A 22,188-nucleotide genomic window follows, 5' to 3' on the forward strand; every position below is an offset into this window, starting at 1 on the left:
GCAGTCCGGGGCATGCGCCGGTTGAGCCGATGCCCGAACCGTGCTCCTGCGGGGTCGGAGGCGGGAAGGGCAGAGCTGGCCCGTGTAGGGGGGCCGGTCGGCCCCTTCTGCGACGACGGCCGGACATGGAGTGTGGGCAGTCAGGCCGTTACCGGGTCATGTGGCCGCCGTCAGGGCGGGCCCCGGCGGTAGGCCGGGAACGGCGGCCGGTTTGAGACGATGCGGGGCACAGGACCGTGTCAGGGTGCTCGTCCGAGGAGGCAGGCAGGTGAAGGGAACTCAGGCCGAGGCCGAAGCCGAGGCTCGGCATCATCCGGTTGTCGTCGCACACCGCACGAGCCGGGCGGCCGATGTCCAGCTGCGGGTCGCCGACGCGATCACGAAGTTCGCCGGCTCCATGCCGTTCGTCTATCTCCACGCGATCGGCTTCGCCTTCTGGATGGTGTTCGTGGAGGCCAATCCCTGGCCGATGCTGACGCTCGTCGTCTCCCTGGAGGCGATCTTCCTGTCGACCTTCGTGATGATCGGCCAGAACCGGCAGGCGGCGTTCCAGCAGGAGAAGGCCGACCACGACTTCGTCGAGCAGGAGCTGGAACTCAAGACCAATACGGAACTGACCCGTGCCATCCACGCGATGACCACGGAACTCCACAGCCGGCTGGTTCCCGAAGCGGACGGTGACGGCGGGTCCTCGGCAGGCTGAGGGGGGCCACAGTGCGCATGATGCCCCCGGTCAGAGTTTGAGCAGCCTCGGTCAGCAGTGTGTCGGCCCGGGGCGTGAGCGCCGGCCTTCACCGCCAGTCACGCCCCGAGGAGAGGGCCGCATGGGTCCGACCGGCCCCGGTAGGGGACCGTCCGGCCCTGTGCGTGCACCAGTGGCGGGTACAGCCTGGGGTTGACGACCAGTGCGTCGCCAAAGTTCTCGTACCTGCTACGAACCGCAAGGGTGTGACGATCATGGGAGAGACCACGGCAGACGCGTCCCCGATCAAGGTTCCGGCTGCCCGCGGTGACCTCGGGCGACGCGTGACGGCCCGCCGCGAAGAGCTGGGAATCACGCGTGAGGAACTCGGAGAGCGCTGTGGGGCCGCGGCGTCGTACATCGCCTACGTGGAGGAGCGGGCGGCGGCGCCGAGCATGGGCATGCTCGTGGGTCTCGCGGACGGTCTGGGGACCACCGTTGGTGAGCTGACCGGGAGAACAACGGACAGTCCTCCCGGCATGGGGACCTCGACGCGCGGTTCCGCGTCGACGGTGCTGAGCGAGGCCGAGTGCCACCGGCTGCTCTCCACCCACGGCATCGGCCGGGTCGGCTTCTCCGGGATGGAAGGGCTTGCCGTCTTTCCCGTCAACTACGTCGTTGTCGGGAACGAGATCGCCTTCCGCACAGCGGTCGACTCCCGGCTCGCCGGGGCGTCCGGTACCGAGGTCGCCTTCGAGGTGGACCACATCGACGACGCGATGCGAGCGGGCTGGAGCATCATGGCCGTCGGCGAGTTGTCCGGTATCACGGACGGGGAGCGCGTCAGCCACCTGTACTCCGTCGCCCGCTCGCTGCCCTGGGCCGGCGGACCCCGTACGCACTGGATGACCGTGGCCCCGACCCGGGTCTCCGGCCGGCGCGTGGGATCCGGGTGAGCGCCCCGCGTGCTGTCGTCTTCGACACCGATGGAGTACTGCTCGACTCGGCCCGGCTGCACGCCGCGGCCTGGAAGACCGCCTTCGACAGCTGTCTGGACTTCTGGGCCGCGTCCGGGCACGGGAGGCAGCCGCCCTTCGACGCGGACCGTGAGTACCGCCGGTGGGTCGACGGCAAGCCCCGGCTGGACGGGGCGGAGTCCTTCCTGACCTCCCGTGGCATCGACCTGCCGACCGGCAGTCCCGACAGCGCACCGGGCGACGACACGGTCTGGGCGGTCGCGGCGCGCAAGGAGGCGGCGTTCGTACGCACGCTGGAGGCGGGGGCCGTGGAGGCCTTCGCCGACGTCGCTCCGGCACTCGCCCGGCTGCGGGCTCACGGCGTGTACTGCGCCGCCGTATCGGCCTCCCGCCACGCCCGGCCCCTTCTCGGAGCAGCCTCCCTCCTGGACTGCTTCGACGCGGTGGTGGACGGTACGGACGCTGCCGAACTGGGACTGGCGGGCAAGCCGGACCCCGCTCTGTTCCTCGAAGCGACCGTACGGCTCGGGGTGGGCCCCTCCAGCTGCGCGGTGGTGGAAGACGCCCTTGCGGGTGTCGAAGCGGGCCGGCGGGGCCACTTCGGCCTCGTCGTCGGCCTCGACCGGACGACGAGCCCCGCCACCGCGCGGGCACTCCGGGAACGCGGGGCGGACCTGGTCGCCGCCGGCCTCCACGCCGTCGCCGACACCGTCTGCGGGGCCGGATCGTGACCGCTTCGTGGAAGTGGGAGTACGGCGCCTACGACCCCAAGAAGGAGCGACTCGTCGAAGCCCTGTGCACGCTGGGCAACGGCAGGTTCGCCACGCGCGGTGCGGCCCCCGAGACCGCGGCGGGCCCCGTGCACTATCCCGCCACCTACGCCGCCGGCTGCTACAACCGGCTCACCTCGCACGTGGCCGGACAGCAGGTCGACAACGAGGACATGGTCAACCTGCCCAACTGGACGGCACTGCGGTACCGCTGCATTGCCGCCGACGGACTCCCGGGCGACTGGCTGACTCCCGACGACCCCGGCATGGTGCATTACAAGGTGGTGCTCGACATGCGCCGGGGTGTGCTCACACGGCACATGCTCTTTGAGGACGGCCACGGCCGCCGCCTCGGCGTCACCCACGTCCGCATCGTGCACATGGGGGACCCCTACGTCGCAGCCCAGCGGACCACCTTCCGCGCGTACGGCTGGCGCGGCCTGGTCGAAGTGGAGTCAGTGCTCGACGGAGACGTGGCCAACGCGGGAGTGGAACGGTACAGCGGGCTCGACGGCCACCACCTCACCGACCACCGGACGGGCTTCGCGCCGCACGGCGTCGGATGGATCGCTTGCCGTACCACCTCCTCGCGCACCGAAGTCGCCCTTGCTGTCAGGACGGCCACTCGACCTCGCGTACCCACCATGACGAGCCACACCGCGGCCGGGACGGTACAGACGTTCAGACTGCCCGTGGCACCCCGGCGATCCGCGACGGTGGTGAAGACCGCAGCCCTGTACACCTCCCTCGACCGACCGGAGACCTCCTGTCACGCGCGATCGAACATGCTTCGCGGGCCCCCGGATTCCCGGATCTGCTGACGTCACAGCACGCTGCCTGGGAACGGTTGTGGGAGCAAGGCGAATTGACCGTCTCGGGGGAGACGGGCCGGATCCTGCGCCTCCATGTCTTCCACGTGCTGCAGACGCTCTCCCCGCACACCGCCGAGCTGGACGTGGGTGTCCCCGCGCGTGGGCTGCACGGTGAGGCCTACCGTGGCCACGTCTTCTGGGATGAACTCTTCGTCCTGCCCTACATCACGCTGCACTTTCCCGAAGTCGCGCGAGCCCTGCTCATGTACCGCCACCGAAGGCTGCCGGCCGCCCGCGATGCTGCCCGGCGAGCCGGCCGGAGCGGGGCCATGTTCCCCTGGCAGAGCGGAAGCTCGGGACAGGAGGAGAGCCAGGCGCTGCACCTCAACCCCCGCTCGGGCCGCTGGCTGCCCGACCACTCGCACCTGCAGCGCCATGTTGGCTCCGCCATAGCCCTGAACGTCGTCCGGTACGGGAGGGCCACCGGGGACACAGGCTTCCTGCACGGCCCCGGCGCGGAACTCCTGCTGGAGATCGCGAGCTTCTGGGTGGGAGCCGCGGTCTACGACTCGGAGCGAGGGCGGTTCCGCATCCGCGGGGTGCTGGGCCCGGACGAGTACCACGACGCCTATCCCGAGGCGGCGGACCCCGGGATTGACGACAACGCGTATACCAACGTGATGGCCGCCTGGGTGATCCAGCAGGGGCTCGAACTGCTCGACGAGCTGCCGACCGCCCGTCGAATGGAGCTGACCGACCGGCTGGAGCTGGACCGCGACGCGCTGGAGCGCTGGGACGACGTGTCCCGCCGCCTGTACGTCCCGTTTCATCGGGGCGTCATCAGCCAGTTCGAGGGGTACGGGGACCTGGCCGAGCTGGACTGGGCTGCCTACCGCGCCCGGTTCGGCGACATCCGCCGGCTCGACCGGATCCTGGAAGCCGAAGGCGATACCGTCAACCGCTACCAGGCATCGAAACAGGCCGATGTGGTCATGCTCGGGCACCTCTTCCGGCCCGCCGAGCTGTACGGCCTCTTCGCCCGGCTCGGCTACCGACTCGACGACACGGTGTGGCGGGCGACCGTCGCCTACTACCTGCCGCGCACCAGCCACGGATCGACGCTCAGCAGCCTCGTACACGGCTGGGTACTGGCCCGCCAGCAGGACCCGGACGCCTGGAAGTACTGCCAGGAGGCACTCCTCGGCGATGTCACGGACATCCAGGGCGGCACCACCGGCGAGGGAATCCACCTCGGCGCCATGGCCGGCACCCTCGACCTTGCCGAGCGCGGCGTCACGGGCTTGGAGACCGGCCCCGACGGCCTGTACGTCGATCCCGTCCCCCTACGGGAGATCGAGCCCGTCTCCTTCACGCTCTGCCACCGGGGACACCGCGGTGTCCGCGTCCGACTGCTCCCCGGCAGGTTCGGCATCACCGTGCCGGAATCCCGCCAAGGTCCCCTGGCCCTCATGCTGCCCAGGGAACGGGCGGTCGTGGTGACGGCCGGAGACGAGCACCTGTTCCGCCTCCCACCGGACTGACCCCTGCTTCAAAAGAGATCCCCCTCAAAGGGTCCGGCAGCCCGAGAGGGCCGAACGGCCCCTACCCGGGCCCCGGTGGACCCCTACGGGCCGCGCGTTCCCGAGTGGACAGTGGAAGAAGCGCCAAGACACATCACGCACGGGCTCGCAGGAACGACCGAAGGAGGAAGCGCATGAGTGCGAAGCAGGTTCTGATCGCCTACGGAAGCAAGCAAGGTGCGACCGCCGGGATCGCGGATCAGATCGGAACGGCGCTGCGCGAGGACGGCATCGACGTCTGGGTGGTCCCGGCCGACGAGGTCACCGACGTTCGCGGCTACGACGGGGTGGTGCTGGGCGGCTCCCTGTACGCCGGGCGTTGGAACGGCCGCGCACGGCGCTGCGCGAAGCGCAACGCCCGGTATCTGAAGCAACGTCCCGTCTGGCTGTTCAGCAGCGGACCGGTCGACTCCTCCGCCGAACGCAACGACATCCCGCCGGTACGGGCCGTCGCCCGGCAGATGCGACAACTCGGCGCCCGCGACCACATCACCTTCGGCGGCAGCCTCACGGAGGGCACGCCCGGCCTGCTCGCCCGCACCCTCGTACGCCAGGGCAAGGGCGGAGACTTCCGCAACCCCGAGCGCATCCAGGCCTGGGCGCACCACATCGGCGCCGAACTCGCCGCAGCCCCCTCACCCGCCCAATAGAAGACGCCTGGTGCCGGAGGCCCGCCATGCTCCACGGAACACCGCCCAATCCGCTGTGGCGGACGGCTGACCGCACGCGCACGAGGTGGCTCGTCGCCTTCGCCCTGTCGAGTCTCGTCGCAGCCTTCTGCGGAGTGGCCCTCGGGCTGGCCGTGTGGAACGTCGACAGCCGCACCGCGCGGGAAGAGGCCGAGCACGCACACCGGATCACGGCCACCACGCTCGGGGCTGCCGAACACGCACCCGACTCCTGGAGCGGCGGTGCCGCCGCGTCCGTAGCACAGGCTGCCTGGCAGTTCCCTTCGGCCACCCGACACACAGGCCTCGTAACGGTCCAGCCCAAAACCCCCGCGGGCAGTCCCGTCGTGATCTGGGTGGACGACTCGGGCCGTACGGTCCAGGGGACCCCACCCGCGGGCGAGCGGGCCTTCGCCGCGATGACCGTCGGCGCCACTGCCGCTGCCCTGATCGCGCTGACAGCCGCAGGCGCCGTCCACCGGAGGCTTCGGGCCATAGAGGCGCGCAGCCTGTCCATGTGGGGACGGGACTGGCAGCGCGTGGAACCCGGCTGGTCGGGCCGACTGCCCACTCAATCAGGAGTCGACGATGACTGAGGCGCTCACCGGCCATCTCCCTTTCCAGGGAGGAGCGCCGCCCACACCACGTGATCCGAGCGAACCGCTGCCGTTGCTGCGCCGGGAGCTCGATACCGGAGCGGATGGGCTGTCCACGCGGGAGGCCGAACGCAGGCTGGCCGTCTACGGACCCAACGAGGTCCGGCGCAAAGGCCACACCTCCTTGGGACGCGAGCTGGTGCGTCAACTGGTGCACCCGCTGGCCCTGTTGCTGTGGGCTGCGGCGGCCATGGCGTTCGTCGCCGATATCCGCGTCCTCGGGATCGCGATCGTTGCCATCGTCCTCGTCAATGCCGCCTTCGCCTTGCTCCAGGAGCGCCAGGCCGAGCAGGCGGTGGAAACCCTCGCCAAGTACCTTCCCGAACACGCGATGGTGATCCGAGACGGCAAATCCCAGCAGGCGGAAGCTCGCACCTTGGTCCCGGGCGACATCATCACCCTCGACGAGGGCGACAAAGTGCCCGCCGACGTCCGACTCGTCGACGGAGGCCTCGAAGTCGACCTGTCCATGCTGACGGGGGAGTCCACCCCGGCCCAGCGCATCGCCGGTCCGGGGACCGCAGGTTCCACACTCCTGCAGGAACCCAACCTCGTCTTCAGCGGTACGACCTGCACCGCCGGTCAGGCCAGGGCGATGGTCTTCGCCACCGGCGACCGCACCGAACTCGGGCGCATCGCCGCGCTCAGTCAGCGCACGCGACGGGACCCGAGCCCGTTGGAGCAACAGGTCAAGAAGGTCGCCTGGCTCATCGCCGCCGTCGCGGTCGCGATGGGCGCGCTGTTCCTGGTCCTGGGCGTCGCCGTGGGACTGCCGCTGACCGACGCGCTGATGTTCGCCATCGGACTCCTCGTCGCCAACGTGCCCGAAGGACTGCTGCCGACCATCACGCTCGCACTCGCCGTCGGAGTGCGCCTCCTGGCACGCCAGGGCGCGGTCATCAAGCGACTCAGCGCCGTGGAGACGCTGGGATCCACCAACGTCATCTGCACCGACAAGACCGGCACCCTCACCCAGAACAGGATGCGGCTCCAGAGCACCTGGACGCCCGCCGCCGGCAAAAATCCCGGCCCCGAGGCCGTACGACTCACCGCTACCGCTGCCCTGTGCACCACCGTCACCAGGGACGCAGACGCTGAACTGCACGGCGACCCCACGGAGATCGCCCTGGTGAACGGCGCCGCCGAGCGAGGCGCCCCGCTCGACATCGACGCGCGCGACACGGACTGCCACACCGTATTCCGCTTCGACCCCCGACTGCGCCTGATGTCCGTCGCCCAGCGGGATCCGGCGGACGGCGGCATTCGGCTGATCGTCAAAGGAGCCCCGGAATCGGTCCTGGCCCGCACCCTGGACGCCGCCCAGAACCTCACGGCGCGTGCCGCGGCGGAAGAACTCTCCGGCCGGGGAATGCGCGTACTCGCCGTCGCCACCCGCGAACTGGGCGGCGACGCGACCGTGACCCGCCGCGAGGACGCGGAGACGGGACTGACGCTGCTGGGCCTCGTGGGCCTCTACGATCCCCCGCGCCCCGAGGTCGCCGCCGCGGTACGGCGCTGCCACGAAGCAGGGCTCCTCGTGCACATCGTGACCGGCGACAACGGAGCGACCGCCGCCGCCGTGGCCCGCGAGGTCGGCATCGGGGCGCCCCGGCTCGTCGTGGTCGCGGAGTCCGAGTCGATCGGCGACGACGACCTCGACCGGCTCCTCGTGGACGGCGACGCCGAGGTCGTCTTCGCCCGCTCCTCACCGGAGACGAAACTGAAGGTGGCAGACGCCCTACGGGCCCACGGGCTGATCGTCGCGATGACCGGCGACGGCGTCAACGACGCCCCCGCACTGCACCGCGCCCACATCGGCGTGGCGATGGGGCTCTCCGGCACCGACGTCGCCCGCGAGGCGTCCACGATGGTGCTGACCGACGACAACTTCGCCACCATCGTCACCGCGATCGAATCCGGCCGCCAAGTCTATGACAACGTCCGGAAGTTCATCGTCTACATCTTCGCCCACCTCACCCCCGAGGTGGTCCCCTTCCTGGTCTTCGCCCTCTCGGGCGGCTCCATCCCGCTTCCCCTCACCGTCCTGCAGATCCTGGCGATCGACCTCGGAACCGAGACCCTCCCGGCGCTCGCCCTGGGCCGCGAACGCGCGGAGCCGGGCAGCATGACCCGGCCGCCCAGGCCGAGTTCCCAGGGCGTCATCTCCAAGGACATGCTCATCCGCAGCTGGGGATACCTCGGCACCGTGTCCGCCGTCCTGGTCATGACCGCGTTCTTCTACGTGCTGTGGCGGGCCGGCTGGCACCCCGGAGACCCCACCGGCCCGGGAGCCCCACTGCACCACGCCTACGTCACTGCGACGACCGCCACCTTCGCCGGCATCGTCACCTGCCAGGTCGGCACGGCGGTGGCCGCCCGCACCGACCACGCGTCACTGCGCGCCATCGGGTTCTTCACCAACCCGCTGCTCCTGGCCGGCATCGCCTTCGAACTCGTCTTCACGGCGGCCCTGGTCTACGTGCCGCTCCTGCAAGGCCTCTTCGGCACCGCCGCCCTGCCCCTCGACGTGGTCGCCCTCATCGCGGTCTTCCCCGTCCTGGTCTGGGGCACCGACGAACTGCGCCGCCTAAGGCGGCGCACCCGTAAGCCCGCGCGGACCTGACACGAGAGAGAGGAAGGCGTGGTCGGATCCTGCTTACACGGGTCCGGGTAGGGTCGGCCACCGACAACGCCTCTTACTCCGACGTCGTGTTGGGGATCTCCGAGATCCTGGCTCCAACTTCAGCCCCCGTTTCGAGGACCTGGACGACCAGCGGTTCTGGCGGGCCACGATGCCCGGAGTTGAGACAGGGACGTAGGGCGTCCCGGAGCCGCTCGCGCGCGATCGGGTCAACCTGAAGAAGATCGAGAGGTGATGACCGGACTGCTCGGTGTCGCCGACTCCCTGGTCACCAACCAGGTCCGCTAGTACGACCTGCTGCGGATGCTCGGCCGCGAGGGTCACCCCACTCCGCTGGAGCAGGCGATCGCCGAGTACGGGCGGATCGGCGAGCCCGAGCACCTGCTGCGGATGATCGACCTGGTCGACGACACCTACCACCGGCAGATGAACGGTCGCTCACCGTCCAGGAGTCCCGCCACGAACTGGCCCGGGACGTGTGCCACGGCAAGCGCGGCACCATCCACCAGGCGTAGCGCGACGGTATGGAGGATCAGCTTGCCGCACTCGGCCTCGTCCTCAACGCCATCGTGCTGTGGACGACGAAGTACATCGACGCCGCCTTCGCCCAGCTCCGCGCCGAGTGCCACGAGATTCGCGCCGAGGACATCGCCCGGCTCTCCCCACTCACACGCGAACCTCAACGTGCTCGGCCGCTACGGTTTCACCGCCTCCACCCCGGCGGTCGGCGCTTTGCGCCCGCTGCGCGACCTGGGCCGGCGAGGATGGGACGGGGACTCTGCAGGAAGAGGCCGTCGAGGGGGCCCGCCGTCGGCGAGATCAGGGGTGACGCCGACGGGTCGTGCGCCTGTCCGTCGGATCACTGCTCCAGACAGGCCAAGTGGAGGGGCCCGTCACCCCCGTCGCCGGCCGCACCGGAACCGGCGTCACCGTCAACCAGCTGCTGCGTCCGGCTCTTCTGACCCGGGCCCGGCTGTTGCAGCGGCGTGGGGTGGCTGTTCCAGGTCTCTGGAACAGCCACCCCAGCTGGGAACTGGTGCGGTGGGCACCGTCGCAGCGGGGTTCTGGCAACGAAGGCCGACGGCCTCGCGGTCGGGCGCGTCACGCTCGACCACGAGGAGTCGACCGCCTGCCCGCCGAGCTCCTCGGTCGGGAACCCCGGACCGTCGCCGACCAGCTCGCGGTAGCGCGGAGGCTTCGGGACGGAGGCGCCTTCACTCGTGGGCGATGACGGCGACCGGCGCGGCCGCGTGGTGCAGGACCGCGTGTGCGATCCCGCCGATGTGGGTGCCGTAGGCGGAGCGCCGGATGCGCCTGCCGACCACGACCAGCGCGGCACCCTTGGAGGCGTCCAAGAGCCGGATCGCGGACTGGCCTATGAACACCTCGGGGGTGACGGTCACCAAGGGGTACTTCTCGCACCAGGGGCGGATCATCTCGTCCACGGCCGTGGCGATCCCCCGACCGATCTCCTCCTGAACGCCGAGATCGAGACCGTAGCTGTAGCCGGAGCCGACGACGGGCGGCGGTGCCCAGGCGTGGAGGACCCGCAGGGCGCACCCGCGGCGTGCGGCCTCGTCGAAGGCGAAGGAGAGCAGCGCGTCACAGGGGCGCCCGATGTCCACGCCTGTCACGATCGGGCCGTCGGGACCGCGCCCCTCGGCGGGCGTTGCCTCATCGTGCGGTGCCCGGACGAGAACGACCGGCTGATCGGATGCGGCGATGGTCCCGGCGCTGATGGACCCGAGGATGAATCCGGCGATGCCGCCGAGCCCTCGCGAGCCGAGCACCAGCATGTCCGACGAGGCGGCCGCGTGGGCCAGGGCCGTAGCCGGGATCCCCGACAGCCGGCGGGAGGTGATCTCCAGGTTCGGGTACAGCCCCTTGATCTCCTCGGAGGCCTCGCGGAGCAGTCCCTGCGCCCACTCGCGCCGGACTTCGGTGGTCGTGACGGCGAGAGGGGGGCGCTCCAGCCACTCCTCCACGTGGACCAGGGCCAGAGGTACCCCTCGAAGGTTTGCTTCGTGCGCGACCCATCGGGCCGCCGCGACGCTTTCGCGCGAGCCGTCGAGGCCGGCGGTCACAAGGTTTGCCATGCTGTCCATCTCCCTCAGTTGACGTGTGGGTTCCAGATTCCGCCCCGACCACCGCTTCCAGGAGGGGGCCGAGGAGTCCGTTGTTGAGCCGACCGGCCCTTACCGGGCGGTGTTCGGAGTGCGCTGTGGCTCGGCACCGCCCAGGTCGAGCCGGAAGGGCGGGTACCCGTCCGTCATGAGCGCGGCGTACGCGATGGCGCGCAGCACCCAGCGGTTGAGGCCCACGACCAGGTCGAACAGGTCGCGCGGGTACGTTCCGGTGAAGGCGAGGGCGACGACCGCGATGAGCGTGAGTACGCCGATCAGGCCGATGCTTGACCAGCCCTCGCCGCCCTGCGCAGTGGAGCGGTACCCGTCGGCTCTGGCCGGTGGTCAGTCGTGGGCGAGTACGGCCACCGGTGCGGCCGTGTGGTGGAGCACGGCGTGGGCGATCGGGCCGAGGTGCGTGCCCATGGCCGAGCGGCGGATGCGTCGCCCGATGACGACGAGGTCCGCGCCCGCGGTGGCGTGGACGAGCTCCCGTCCCGCCGATCCGATGAACGTCTTCTCCTCGAGTCGCACGTCCGGGAACTTCAGCCGCCAGGGCATGAGCATGTCGTCGAGCATCTCGGCCACGGTGTGGTCGACCTCGCGTGCGACCGAGGCCTTGAGGACGGGCGAGTAGCCGGACGCGGGAGGGAGCTTCCAGCCGTGCACCGCCCGCAACGCGCAGTCGCGGCGCGAGGCTTCCTCGAAGGCGAAGGCCAGGACCCTGTCGCAGGCCTGGTGTATGTCGACGCCCACGACGATCTCGCCGTACGGGGTGCGGGCCGCGTTCTCCCCGCCGTCCTCCTCCGCCCGTACGAGGACGACTGGGGTCTCGGTGGCGGTGAGGGTGGACAGGCCCACGGAGCCGACGATGAAGCCGACCACACTGCCCAGCCCGCGGGAGCCGAGGACCAGGAGGCCGGCGCTCTCGGCCTCTGCCGCCAGAGCCGTGGAAGGCCTGCCCGAGAGGCGGCGGGTGGAGATCTCCAGGCGGGGATAAGCCTGCTTGAGCTCGTCGGTGGCGGAGGTCAGGACCTCGTCGGCCCAGCGGTCGCGCGTCCCGGGATCCAGTTCGGGTATCAGCGTGCCGGAGGACCAGTCCTCGGCGTGGACGATCCGCAGGGGGGCCTGGCGGAGGCTGGCCTCGCGGGCTGCCCAGCGAGCTGCGGAGAGGCTCTGGGGGGTGCCGTCGACGCCGACGGTTACGTGGTGGTTCATGACGGTGGCCTCCTCAGGCTGCGCGGAGTGTTCCGCGGTCACCAGGTGATGGGTTGTGCTCCGCGCTCCGGCGGGATCAGACGGGAGTCGTCCGTGCGGGCGGTGAGCTCGTCGACCACGGCGACGACGCCGTCCAGTCGTGCGGTGAGTCGCAGGGCGAGGGGGATCTGGCTCTGCCGTTCCAGTCGGCCCGCGAGGGTTACGACACCGTCCAGGACGTGGATGTCCACCGCCCCGGTGGGCGCCCCGACGCTTTCCGACAGCACGTCCTCGCTCACGTGCCGCCGTATCTCGGCATCGGGGCGCAGGAAGACGCGCAGGAGGTCGCGCCGGGTGACGATGCCGACGAGGCGTTCTTCCTCGTCGGTGACCGGAAGGCGTTGCAGACCCAGGCGCGTCATGAGCTGCCCGGCCTCCGAGACGTCTTCTTGCGCGCGGACGGTGACAGCGGGGGCCGTCATGATCTCTGCGGCTGTCAGGGCCCTGCGGGCGAGCAGATCGCTCTCGGAGACGACGCCGACCACCCGGTCGTCCTCGTCCACGACGGGCAGTCCGGTGATGTCGTGGTCGGCGAGGAGCTTGGCGATCTCCCTGAACGTCGTCGAACGGTCCACCGAGACGACATCTGCCGTCATCACCTCGCCGACCTGGGTGTGCTTCACGACCGGACCTCCTGTACGTCGTCATGCAGGGGCGCAGAGGGCTGGTGTGCACCACCCGTACCAGCCACCATCCGCGCCGCCGGCATCCGTATCGAGGGCCGAACGGTCCTCTACGAGGGCCGACCGGGTCAGTCCACGGGGGTGTAGGCCGGTTCCGGGAGCCGGGCAGGGGAACCAGGTCGGGGAGCCGGGGAGGGACCAGTCGGCCCTTGCCCTGGCCCCTATGGCCCTCGCCGGCCACGCGCCCGCGATGCCAGCGTGAGAGGGCAAGCACGATGGCCCTCGATCAGGAGAAAACATGGAAGGCATCACTGCCGGTCCGGAACTCGGGACGGTCATCGTCGGCGTTGACGGGTCGGACCCCGCACGCGGGGCAGCCCTGTGGGCCGCGGCCGAAGCCGCACGGCGGGGCACCACCCTGCACATCGTCCACGCCGCCGATACGGACAGCAGAGCCGTCTACGCATCGGTGGAAACCATCGAACGGGTCCGCACGGCGGGCCGCGAACTACTTGATGACACCGCCGCGGCCGTAGCGGAACTCCATCCCGATCTGTACGTCACCATGGAGTTCAGCCGCAACGCACCCGTACTCAGCCTCCACCGGGCCGCCGGTGTCCACGGCACGATCGTCGTCGGCAACCGCGGTCTCGGCGGGTTCGCCTCGCTGATGCTCGGGTCCGTCGGACTCAAGGCCGCCGCGAGCGCCACCACCCCCCTCGTGGTGTTGCGCGGTACGGACCCGCGTGTCGAGACGGGCAGCGTGCTGGCCGGTGTCCACGACGAACACGACCTCGACTGCATCCGGTACGCGGCGCGCGAAGCCGGGCTGCGCAAGGCGTCGCTGCGGCTGCTGCACGTATGGAACCTGCTGCACTCCATCGGCAACGTCGTGAGCATGCTCGACGACGTCGAGGAGATCAGCGGCCGGCACGCGGAGCGCCTGACAGCCACGGCCGGCCTGATCAGCGAGGAGTTCCCGGATCTGACCGTGCACGCCGACCTGGAGAAGAGCTTCTCGGTGGCCGGTGTACTGGCCGAGGCCTCGCAGGACGCGGACCTGCTGGTCGTCGGCGGGAAGCGCTCGCCGGGCTACATCGGCCGCACGCTGGGACACGTGAGCCACAGCCTCCTGCACCACGCGCGGTGTCCCGTGCTGCTCATCCCGCGGCACGCCAACGACCAGGGGAGCAAGTCGTGATGAAGAACATGACAGACCGTGAGATCGTCGTCGGCATCGACCCGGTCAGGGATTGGCACATGGCCCTGGCCTGGGCGGCCGACGAGGCGCACCGCCGGGCGCTCGGACTGGGTCTCGCACTGGTGGTGCCACCGCAGCACGACACCCAGCACGCCGACGGGAGCACGCACCGCATCGACCTGCGCCGAACAGGAGCGGAAACCCTCGAAGCGGCCGCCGTGTGGGCGCGCTCGCGGCACCCGGATCTCGAACCGTCCACCCACCTGCTCGACGGGCTTCCTGCCCACACCCTCGGGCGGCTTTCCCTCAAGGCCCCCATGCTGGTGCTCGGTTCGCGACACCTCAGCCGCACCGAGGAGTTCCTCAGTGCCGGTTCGCTGGTGGTGCCCGTCGTCGCGCAGGCGCACTGTCCGGTCGTGGTCGTCGGCGATGCGGAGCACGTCAGCCAGCTGTCGCCGTACATGGTCGTCGCGGTCGACGGCAGTGAGTCGTCGAAGGCGGGGCTGGCCGTGGCCTTCGAGGAAGCGAGCGTACGCGGGTGCATGCTGCGGGCCATCTCGGTGTGGCATCAGCCCCTGCTCTCGTTCCAGAACAGGAACGAAGGTCTCCAGGAGCAGCGCCGCATGCTGTACGAGACCGTCGCCGGCTGGTCGGAGAAGTACCCGGACGTCGCGCTCACCCACGAAGTGCTGGCAGGCCACCCGGTCGAGGAGCTGGCGAAGGCGGCCGAACACGCCCTGGCCCTGATCCTGGGCCGCCGCGGAACCGGGGGCTACACCGGAATGCGGCTCGGCTCCGTCGTCCACGGACTGCTGCACCGGGCATACTGCCCGGTCATCACGGTTCCCCTCGTGCAAGGGACCTGATGTCCGCGCCGGGACCCGCTGGTCAATCCGCAGTATCTCCGGCGCCGAGGAGGCCCGCGGTGTCTCGTCGGGACGGTAGAGGTCCGGACCGTACGGGGCCGTGCTCCGACGGGGCGCGCGGTTCGACAGGGGGCATTCGAATGCACTGGACATGCCATAGGCATGTCCGACTGTCTCGCACACCGGGACGCGGGCGCTCCGGTCTCGGACGCGCTGCCTTGGCGGCCGCGCCCTGCGGCCGGCACCGTACGCACGGGCCCTGGCGCTGGTCAGACCTGCACGGGCCGCTACGTTCCAGGCCGGCGCAGAATCGCGCCACGTCAGCGATTTCCCACGACTGAAGCGAGATGACCCCGGTCGGGGTGACGGGCATGTGGGGAGCACCGTCGTGCCCGGAGCGGCCCACTCCGACGTCGCGTTCACGGGCGACCGCCCCGCTGTCGGCATTTCACCCCGCCCGAACCAGTGCCGGCCCGTCGCTCTCCAGGTGACTGTCGTTGATGGGGTGGTCGGGCCCGCCGGGGGAAGCGAGGCGGCGGGCCACCCGCCCTCACCGGACGGTGACCGCCGACCCGCACCGTAGAAGTGCAGGCCGGAAAGGTCTCGACCGGCGGCGGCACCCCTGCCCGCCGCTTGGGACTGCGAGCGCTCATCTACGTCTCAGCCTCCACGGGGGAATGACGGTGTGATTCTTTGGCCCAAGTGGCACGGAAAGCAGGGCCGTTCGGCCCTGCGGCTGTCGGTGCATCCCGGGCACGCTGTCGGTACGAGCAGGCCGATGCGGTGCTCTTCCGGGGCACCCGAGGTGCCTGCTTCAAGGAGACAACATGACCGACACCATTACCCGGGTCCCCGTCGAGAGCGTGCCCAGCAGCACGGGCAAGGACCTGCGCCACCGGACCACTGCCGCACTGCCCGCACCGGAGTCTCGGGGCCGGACGACGATCGCGAACAGTGTGGTGGCTCAGATCGCCGGCATGGCCGCCCGCGAAGTTCCCGGCATCCACAGCCTGGGCGCCGGGATGAGCCGGGCCATTGGCGCGATGCGCGACCATGTCCCCGGCGGAGGCTCGAACCTCTCCCGCGGAGTCAAGGTCGAGGTCGGCGAGCGCCAGGCTGCCGTGGATCTGGACGTGGTGGTCGAGTACGGCGTCGCGATCCTCGATATCACCGCTGCCACCCGCGCCCACGTCATCTCCGAGGTGGAGCGGACGACCGGCCTGGAGATCGTGGAGGTCAACATCGCGGTCGTCGACGTCCACCTGCCCCAGGAGGAGGACGAGTCCGCACCCATCGAGAGCCGGGTGCAGTGACCCGTCCCCCGCTGGAGCGCACCACCTGGCGTGAGGTCGCGTCGGACGCGGAATCCGGGCGGTGTCTCGGCGGGCACATCGCCGGCATCGGCCTGCTGGCCGGGATGGCCCTGGGGTTCGCCGGCTGCTTCGGCGGATTCTTCGCCTTCCTACTGGTGGCCGTCATGGGAACGGCCGGGTTGGTGACGGGGCTTGTCCTGGAGGGGCGCCTGGACCTGGGCGCCGTTCTGGGGGCACGCGGCGGTAGACGATGAGCACCGCCCCGGTGCCGCCCGAGCCCCACCGACGGGCGGCCGTGGCGGCTCCGGGGCGCGGGACCACACATATCGAGGGCAGGGTCGTGGCCCGTATCGCCGCCCGCCTGGCGGCCGACGCGCTCGATGCGCACGCCGAGCCCGCACAGCGCAGCCAGGCCCCGCACGCCCGGATCACCACTGCCGGGGGAGAAGTGCGGGTTGCTTTGCAGATCCACCTGCCCTACCCGGCCGACCTCTCAGGAGTCTGCACCCGACTGCAGGACCACGTCGCACTGTCCCTGGCCGGCATGACGGGCCTTCATGTCCGCGAAGTGCGCGTCGGAATCCAGCACTTCATCTTCGCCCCCGCCGGCACAGTACGGGGCCCGGCGGTGGACCTCACCAAGCCGCCGACGCACCCTGGGCCCCGCGTTCCGGCCCTTGTCGGGGGCAACGGCGCGACCGCGAACCATGGAACGCCCGAGCCGTGCCGGTGGTGGGCAGCACGCCGGATCCCCGCCGTGCTGACAGCCGTGCTGGTGATGGCCGGGTCCGGGCTGCTCATCTACGACATCGTGGCCGTGGGACAGGGCCACCTGTCCCGCTGGGCCCAGGGCTCGCTGGTCCGCCAGCTGACCGATCGTCCGCTGGGCAGCGCCTGGCCGATGTTCGCAGCGGTCCTGTGCGTCACGCTGGGTCTGTGGCTCGTCGTCCTGGCACTTACACCTGGTCGGCGCCGTCTGCTGCCTCTACGCCTGGAGGGCCAGGACCAGGACCAGGTGCGGGCCGCCCTGGACCGCGCCGGTGCCGCCTTCGCGATGCGCGATGCGGCGCTGAGTGTGCCGGGCGTAACCTCCGCGCGGGTACGCCTACGTCGCCGGATCTCCGTGCGAGCCGTCAGTAGCTTCGGCGACCCACAGCAGATCGACACAGATCTGAGCCAAGCCATGAATCATGCGCTGGACGGGCTCTGCCTGGCCCACCCGCCTGCCCTGACGGTCCGCATCCGACGGCGCACGTCCTAGCCTGCGGAGCCCCCGCCCTTCCAACTGACCAACCTTCGTCCCTGGAACCTGTCATGCGAACGCAACTTGTCGTCAACCGCGCCCTCTTGGCCTCAATCGGGGCGACCCTGCTCGGCGTCGGATCCCTGGCCCTGGCCGGCGGGCTTGACCTGTACCGCCGTTGGGACTTGCCAAGGCCACCCCGGTGGATCCCCACTGGCCCGCACGAGGCCCTACGCTCCACAGCACGCGATGGCATCGCCACGTGGCCGTGGGCCTGGCCGGTGGCGGTGACCGCACTGACGCTGCTCGTCTTGTTCGGGCTTGCCTGGCTGCTGAGGCAACTTCCCGGCGTTATGCCTCGCAATGCTCCCGTGGGCGGACCCGCGCAACGGGGGCCTGTCACCGTACGCGGCTCGGCCCTTGCGCGGGCCGTCCGGGACCAGGTTCTGGCCGCCCCCGGAGTCCAGCACGCCCACGTATGCCTGAACGGCCCGAGCACCAACCTCCGACTGGACCTCAGAGTAGCCATGACCCCGAGAGGTGACCTGAGCGAAGTCCTGAACAGCCTGCAGACAGGGCCGATCCAGCATGCCCGGATTTCGACCGGCTGGCCGCACCTGCCGGTCGAGATCCGGTTGACCATTCCTCCCCACAAGGCGCGTCGCACCCGCTGATCGGCACGCTGCCCTCATTGGCCGGGGTCCAATACGGCTCCGACCGGAGAGCAGCCCGCTCGAGCGGGGTGGTTCAGGCGCTGATCCCGCCGAACCGGATGCTCATTCGGCGTCTGTGTGGGCTTGATCCGCGTTGACGGACATCGGAGATCAGGGATTTCGAGCTGACCGGGACGGCGGTGCGAAGCGGGGTGAGGCAGGCCGAGGTCGACGCCGGCGAACGGGAGGGCATGACCAGCAGTGAACGTGACGAACCGGCTTCACTGCGGCGGCAGATCCGCAGGCTGCGCGAGGACGTCGACATTCTCAAGCGTGCGGCTTTCTTCGCGACGGAGACCCGGTGAACGCGGACCGTTCATCGAGAGTGGAGAAATCCGCAGGTCAAACCAGACCCTCCAGGCCGGCCGGGAAGCGTTTTCGACCTTCCCTGACCCGGTACTGGCCCAGCCGCCGCAAGTTCCCTTCCTCAGCAAGGACTGCGCCGCCTGGAACTTCCCTGCGGACCCCCGTTCGATCCGGGACGTCACTCGCAGCGACATCCCCACCCTTGTCATGTCGGGCGGCTTCGACTCCCAGACCGGCGCCGACAACGGCCCGTACGTGGCCGGCACCCTGAGCCGCTTCACTTGGGCGCAGGGCAAGGATGGCGCAGCCTTCTGCCGCCTCTTCACCGATCCGGGCCAGGAGGCGCGAACTCGCCTCGCTGGCAGGACTACGTCAACGGCCTGCGCACCCCACCCCGTGGCGGGTGGAGCGTTCAGAGCCCGTGCTGGTCGAGGATGGCCATCAGCTTCCGCTTGCGCTTCTGGTCAGCGCGCAGTGCGGCCAGATGGGTGGCGAACTCGGCTTCCGAACCCAGCGCGCGATGGCAGGCACGGGCGCTGAGCAGGAGTTCCGCGAGACGTTCGTACATGCTGTCACCGGTCTGCTCGCGCAGCGGCTCGATGCAGCGGAGGTAGACGGCCAGCGCGTCGGCCGGTTGTCGGTCGCGGATCCGGTCGGCCAGGGCGAGCCACTGCCGTTCGTCGGCATGGCCGTCGGTGGCGGCCTGCCAGGCGGCCTGGAAGTCGTTGTCGTCGATGAGGGCGTCGACCAGCACGGAGCCGTCGTACCAGCGGCCCTTCTTGGGTTGGGTGACAGCCCTCAGCATCTCCAGGGCGCCCGCGCGTTCGGCGCTCTCCCAGGTTCCGGCAGCGCTGGCTGCCGTACGCAGCTGCTGATAGGCGGCCAGCGACGGTCGGGCGCGCAGCAGGTCCCGACGGACCGAGACTACGTCGGCCAGGCGGTCGGCATGCTCGTAGCGCTCGCAGATGAAGGCGACCAGATCGTCGTCCGGTCCCCATTCGGAGACGGTCTCGCGCAGGCCGCGTTCCGCCCACTCCAGGGCCTCGTCCGAGCGGCCCGCCGTCTCCAGCTCTCTGGCGATCACCAGGTGGGTGTGGCCGTTCGGAGCGAGGTCCGCCGCGTGGACCTCGACCAGCGCGTCCACGCTCTCGCCGTCGGCCTTCAGGAGGCGCTCCATGAGGTACTTCTCCGCCCATCCCTTCGGGTTGGCCCGCCAGGAGGCCACGACCAATGCGCGTGCCCGGGCCAGGCCCGGGTCACCGAGCACCTCCCGGTAGTCGAAGAGGTCGATGTCGGTGGCGTCGTTCGCCTCGTCCAGCAGGCAACGCACCAGCCACTCGGCGGTCTCCAGCGGGTCGGGCCGGGCAGTCCGGCAGGCCTCCAGATGGGCTTCGGCCAGCCCGGTGGCCACGTCCCCGATCAGACCGTCCGAGTCGTCGATCTCGCCGTACGTGCGCCCCAGAGCCTGGATTGCCTCGCGGGCCACCTCCACAGCGTCCGCTGCCCGGCCGGTCGCCGTCAGCGCTCGCAGTGCGGTGACGGCCTCTGCTGCCTGCCGGCCGTAGGCGTGGGCGTCGGCGTACTCGATGTAGCCGTAGCGGGCGAAGGGTCGGGTGTCGAGGAGGCTCAGGACGCGCTCGCGGACGATGCCGGTGTCCTCGCCGTCGGCGGCCGCGCGCAGCTCCAGGCGGCGCCGCAGGTCACGGTCGTCGGCGAGCTGTTCCCGTACCAGGGCAAGCAGGTCCTCGCGGCTGCGGGACTCCAGCCAGCCGTCCAGCGTCCGGGTGCGCGAGGCTGCGGCCGACCGCTGCCGCGGTACCGACTCGGCCTGCCCCAGGACGGCCAATCCGACCGCCACACAGTGCTTGCAGAAGTTGCCCTCCTGACCGTACGGGCAGTCGCACCACCCACTGAGCCCGCCGTCCTCGTCCTCGGTCAGCTCCACCTCGTAGGCGTCGCTTCCGTCGACGGTGGCGGTGATCGCCTCGTCCCCGATCTCCAGCCGTGAGACCGCGGACAGATAGCCGAGCCCCCGCTCGAAGGAGCGAGCCCCCGCTAGCCGGCACAGGTCCTTCTCGGTGAAACCCAGAGCATGTGTCACGGCATCGATTCAATCGGATGGGAACCGCGCGTCGGTACGCCTTGCGGATGATTCATGCCTTGGCAGCCCAGGCATGTCCGCGCACCGTGCCCACGGTGCATCAGAAGAGTCAGCAGCGGGTCAGCATGAGTCCTGGAAAACCTGGGGAAAGCTGACCGAAAATGCGAACCGTTGTAGGCTCCGAACACCGCCCTTGACCTGCAAAATGCGGGCAGGGAGCAGACAAAACGGGAGTTACCTCGTGTTTCGCACCATGTTCAAGTCCAAGATCCACCGGGCCACCGTCACCCAGGCCGACCTGCACTACGTCGGCTCCGTGACCATCGATGCCGATCTCCTCGACGCGGCGGACCTGCTGCCCGGGGAGCTGGTGCACATCGTGGACATCACCAACGGGGCGCGGCTCGAGACGTACGTCATCGAGGGTGAGCGGGGCTCCGGGGTGATCGGGATCAACGGCGCCGCCGCGCATCTCGTGCACCCCGGGGACCTCGTCATCCTCATCAGTTACGCGCAGGTGGAGGACGCCGAGGCGCGGGTGCTGAAGCCGCGCGTCGTGCACGTCGACGCGGACAACCGCATCGTAGAACTGGGCGCGGACCCGTCCGCCCCGGTTCCGGGAACGGATCAGGAGCGCAGCCCCCACGCGGTGGCTGTCTGAGGGAAGTCGGGGACCCATGTCGCAGGCCGTGCCGATCGAGTTCGTGGACGACCGCAAGTCCGGGCGGCTGCTGGCCGTCGAGGGTGAGGCGGTGGTCGGGTTCATCGCCTACTTCGTGCTCGCCGAGGAGCCCCACGCGCTCGTGGCGGTCCACACCGTCGTCGAGCCGGGCCACGAGGGGCGCGGGATCGCCGGGAACCTGGTGAGGACCTTCTACGGGATCGCCGCCGACGAGGGCGTTCCCGTGGTCCCGCTGTGCCCGTACGCCGCGAGCTGGGCCGCCAAACACCCCGAGCAGGCGCCCGAGGCCCCGGCCGGGGTCGTGGCCGCGGCGAAGGCGCAGCTCGACTCGGACTCCGACCTCTGGTGACCGGGTCCCCGAAGGCCCTGACGCTGCTGCACACCTCCGCGGCGCACGTCCCCGTCTTCGACGCGCTGCGCGACCGGCACCACCCCGGCGCCGTCCTACGGCACCTCGTGGTCCCGGAGCTGCTGGAGCGGGCCCGTGCCCACGGGCCCGAATCGGTGGCTCCGGACGTCCGCGAGCTACTGGAGGGCTCCGCCGGGCCCGTCCTGGTGACCTGCTCGTCCATCGGGGCGGTCGGGGAGTCGCTGGCCGAGGCCCTGGGCGTCGCGGTGCTCCGCGTCGACCGCCCGATGGCGGCCGCGGCGGTGCGCACCGGGTCGCGGATCCTCGTCCTGGCCACGGTGGAATCCACCCTGGCCCCGACGGTGGCGATGCTGGAGGAGGAGGCCGACGGGCCGGTGGACATCCGTACCCAGGTGGTCACCGGGGCCTGGGACCGCTTCGCGGCGGGCGACGAGGCGGGCTGCCGGGCCCTGGTCGCGGCAGCGGCCGACGCGGCCACGGACGCGGACGTCATCGTGCTGGCCCAGGCGTCCATGGCGGGTGCCGAGGACCTCACCGCGACCGCCACCCCGGTCTTCTCCAGCCCGCGGACCGGGCTGGCCGCAGCCCTCGGGTGAAGGTGGTC

Annotated in this window: 19 protein-coding genes and 3 pseudogenes; 17 read left to right on the forward strand and 5 right to left on the reverse strand. The window is 70.4% G+C overall.

The window, feature by feature from the left end; genetic code table 11:
• The first annotated feature begins 268 nt into the window (after positions 1-268).
• The 8 genes and pseudogenes from AC3IYJ_RS34385 to AC3IYJ_RS34420 form a co-directional block, all read left to right on the forward strand.
• Positions 269-703: a DUF1003 domain-containing protein gene (locus AC3IYJ_RS34385; RefSeq protein ID WP_489398409.1), complete on the forward strand. Its 435-nt coding sequence runs from the start codon at positions 269-271 to the stop codon at positions 701-703.
• A gap of 254 nt (positions 704-957) precedes the next feature.
• Positions 958-1,638 carry a helix-turn-helix domain-containing protein gene (locus AC3IYJ_RS34390; RefSeq protein ID WP_489398410.1) on the forward strand — a complete coding sequence of 227 codons (681 nt, stop codon included), beginning with the start codon at positions 958-960 and terminating at the stop codon, positions 1,636-1,638.
• The gene (locus AC3IYJ_RS34395) at positions 1,635-2,390 is read left to right on the forward strand and encodes an HAD family hydrolase (protein WP_489398411.1); all 756 of its coding nucleotides are present in this window, start codon (positions 1,635-1,637) and stop codon (positions 2,388-2,390) included. Before AC3IYJ_RS34390 ends, AC3IYJ_RS34395 begins: the two co-directional genes overlap by 4 nt.
• Positions 2,387-4,782: pseudogene (locus AC3IYJ_RS34400) on the forward strand (glycoside hydrolase family 65 protein). The gene AC3IYJ_RS34395 and the pseudogene AC3IYJ_RS34400 overlap by 4 nt, the downstream one beginning before the upstream one ends.
• Positions 4,783-4,955: 173 nt before the next feature.
• Positions 4,956-5,471, forward strand: a complete 516-nt coding sequence (locus AC3IYJ_RS34405) for a flavodoxin domain-containing protein (protein ID WP_489398412.1) — start codon at positions 4,956-4,958, stop codon at positions 5,469-5,471.
• 26 nt (positions 5,472-5,497) lie between these two features.
• Entirely contained in the window at positions 5,498-6,085 is a 588-nt protein-coding gene (locus tag AC3IYJ_RS34410) for an Rv1733c family protein (protein WP_489398413.1), read from the forward strand.
• On the forward strand, positions 6,078-8,768 hold the full coding sequence (locus AC3IYJ_RS34415; RefSeq protein ID WP_489398414.1) for a cation-translocating P-type ATPase: 2,691 nt from the start codon (positions 6,078-6,080) through the stop codon (positions 8,766-8,768). The genes AC3IYJ_RS34410 and AC3IYJ_RS34415 overlap by 8 nt, the downstream gene beginning before the upstream one ends.
• Before the next feature lie 56 nt (positions 8,769-8,824).
• Positions 8,825-9,536 (forward strand): annotated as a pseudogene (locus AC3IYJ_RS34420) (Tn3 family transposase); the annotation flags it as partial.
• Between the two features lie 464 nt (positions 9,537-10,000).
• On the opposite strand, the gene AC3IYJ_RS34425 reads toward AC3IYJ_RS34420, so the two are convergent.
• The 4 genes and pseudogenes from AC3IYJ_RS34425 to AC3IYJ_RS34440 form a co-directional block, all read right to left on the reverse strand.
• A complete protein-coding gene (locus tag AC3IYJ_RS34425; RefSeq protein ID WP_489398415.1) occupies positions 10,001-10,882 on the reverse strand; it encodes a universal stress protein in 882 nt (293 codons plus the stop codon).
• Positions 10,883-10,981: 99 nt separating this feature from the next.
• Positions 10,982-11,206, reverse strand: a pseudogene (locus tag AC3IYJ_RS34430) (DUF4389 domain-containing protein); the annotation flags it as partial.
• 48 nt (positions 11,207-11,254) lie between these two features.
• Positions 11,255-12,127 carry a universal stress protein gene (locus tag AC3IYJ_RS34435; RefSeq protein ID WP_489398416.1) on the reverse strand — a complete coding sequence of 291 codons (873 nt, stop codon included), beginning with the start codon at positions 12,125-12,127 and terminating at the stop codon, positions 11,255-11,257.
• Positions 12,128-12,165: 38 nt separating this feature from the next.
• Positions 12,166-12,789: a CBS domain-containing protein gene (locus AC3IYJ_RS34440; RefSeq protein ID WP_489398417.1), complete on the reverse strand. Its 624-nt coding sequence runs from the start codon at positions 12,787-12,789 to the stop codon at positions 12,166-12,168.
• A 298-nt stretch (positions 12,790-13,087) separates the two neighbouring features.
• Between AC3IYJ_RS34440 and AC3IYJ_RS34445 the strand changes: the two genes are divergently transcribed.
• The 6 genes from AC3IYJ_RS34445 (at position 13,088) to AC3IYJ_RS34470 (ending at position 18,430) form a co-directional block, all read left to right on the forward strand.
• Positions 13,088-13,990, forward strand: a complete 903-nt coding sequence (locus AC3IYJ_RS34445; protein WP_489398418.1) for a universal stress protein — start codon at positions 13,088-13,090, stop codon at positions 13,988-13,990.
• Positions 13,990-14,856 (forward strand): universal stress protein, encoded by an 867-nt coding sequence (locus AC3IYJ_RS34450; protein ID WP_489398419.1) that lies wholly within the window; start codon positions 13,990-13,992, stop codon positions 14,854-14,856. Before AC3IYJ_RS34445 ends, AC3IYJ_RS34450 begins: the two co-directional genes overlap by 1 nt.
• Before the next feature lie 827 nt (positions 14,857-15,683).
• Positions 15,684-16,169, forward strand: coding sequence for an Asp23/Gls24 family envelope stress response protein (locus tag AC3IYJ_RS34455; protein WP_489398420.1), 486 nt, complete (start codon positions 15,684-15,686; stop codon positions 16,167-16,169).
• On the forward strand, positions 16,166-16,423 hold the full coding sequence (locus AC3IYJ_RS34460; RefSeq protein WP_489403070.1) for a hypothetical protein: 258 nt from the start codon (positions 16,166-16,168) through the stop codon (positions 16,421-16,423). The genes AC3IYJ_RS34455 and AC3IYJ_RS34460 overlap by 4 nt, the downstream gene beginning before the upstream one ends.
• Entirely contained in the window at positions 16,420-17,430 is a 1,011-nt protein-coding gene (locus AC3IYJ_RS34465; RefSeq protein ID WP_489398421.1) for a DUF6286 domain-containing Asp23/Gls24 family envelope stress response protein, read from the forward strand. Before AC3IYJ_RS34460 ends, AC3IYJ_RS34465 begins: the two co-directional genes overlap by 4 nt.
• 847 nt (positions 17,431-18,277) lie before the next feature.
• Positions 18,278-18,430, forward strand: a complete 153-nt coding sequence (locus AC3IYJ_RS34470) for a hypothetical protein (RefSeq protein ID WP_489398422.1) — start codon at positions 18,278-18,280, stop codon at positions 18,428-18,430.
• Positions 18,431-18,843: 413 nt separating this feature from the next.
• Here the strand turns inward: AC3IYJ_RS34470 and AC3IYJ_RS34475 are convergent, their stop codons facing one another.
• On the reverse strand, positions 18,844-20,532 hold the full coding sequence (locus AC3IYJ_RS34475) for an SWIM zinc finger family protein (protein WP_489398423.1): 1,689 nt from the start codon (positions 20,530-20,532) through the stop codon (positions 18,844-18,846).
• A 241-nt stretch (positions 20,533-20,773) separates the two neighbouring features.
• On the opposite strand from AC3IYJ_RS34475, the gene panD reads away from it, so the two are divergent.
• Genes panD through AC3IYJ_RS34490 form a run of 3 tightly spaced genes read left to right on the forward strand, consistent with a single transcriptional unit; the run spans position 20,774 to position 22,180 of the window.
• On the forward strand, positions 20,774-21,193 hold the full coding sequence (gene panD, locus AC3IYJ_RS34480; protein WP_356868243.1) for an aspartate 1-decarboxylase: 420 nt from the start codon (positions 20,774-20,776) through the stop codon (positions 21,191-21,193).
• A gap of 16 nt (positions 21,194-21,209) precedes the next feature.
• The gene (locus AC3IYJ_RS34485; RefSeq protein WP_489398424.1) at positions 21,210-21,563 is read left to right on the forward strand and encodes a GNAT family N-acetyltransferase; all 354 of its coding nucleotides are present in this window, start codon (positions 21,210-21,212) and stop codon (positions 21,561-21,563) included.
• Positions 21,560-22,180 carry an aspartate/glutamate racemase family protein gene (locus AC3IYJ_RS34490; protein WP_489398425.1) on the forward strand — a complete coding sequence of 207 codons (621 nt, stop codon included), beginning with the start codon at positions 21,560-21,562 and terminating at the stop codon, positions 22,178-22,180. Before AC3IYJ_RS34485 ends, AC3IYJ_RS34490 begins: the two co-directional genes overlap by 4 nt.
• Positions 22,181-22,188 lie beyond the last annotated feature (8 nt).

Source organism: Streptomyces sp. GL_140 (assembly GCF_057834465.1).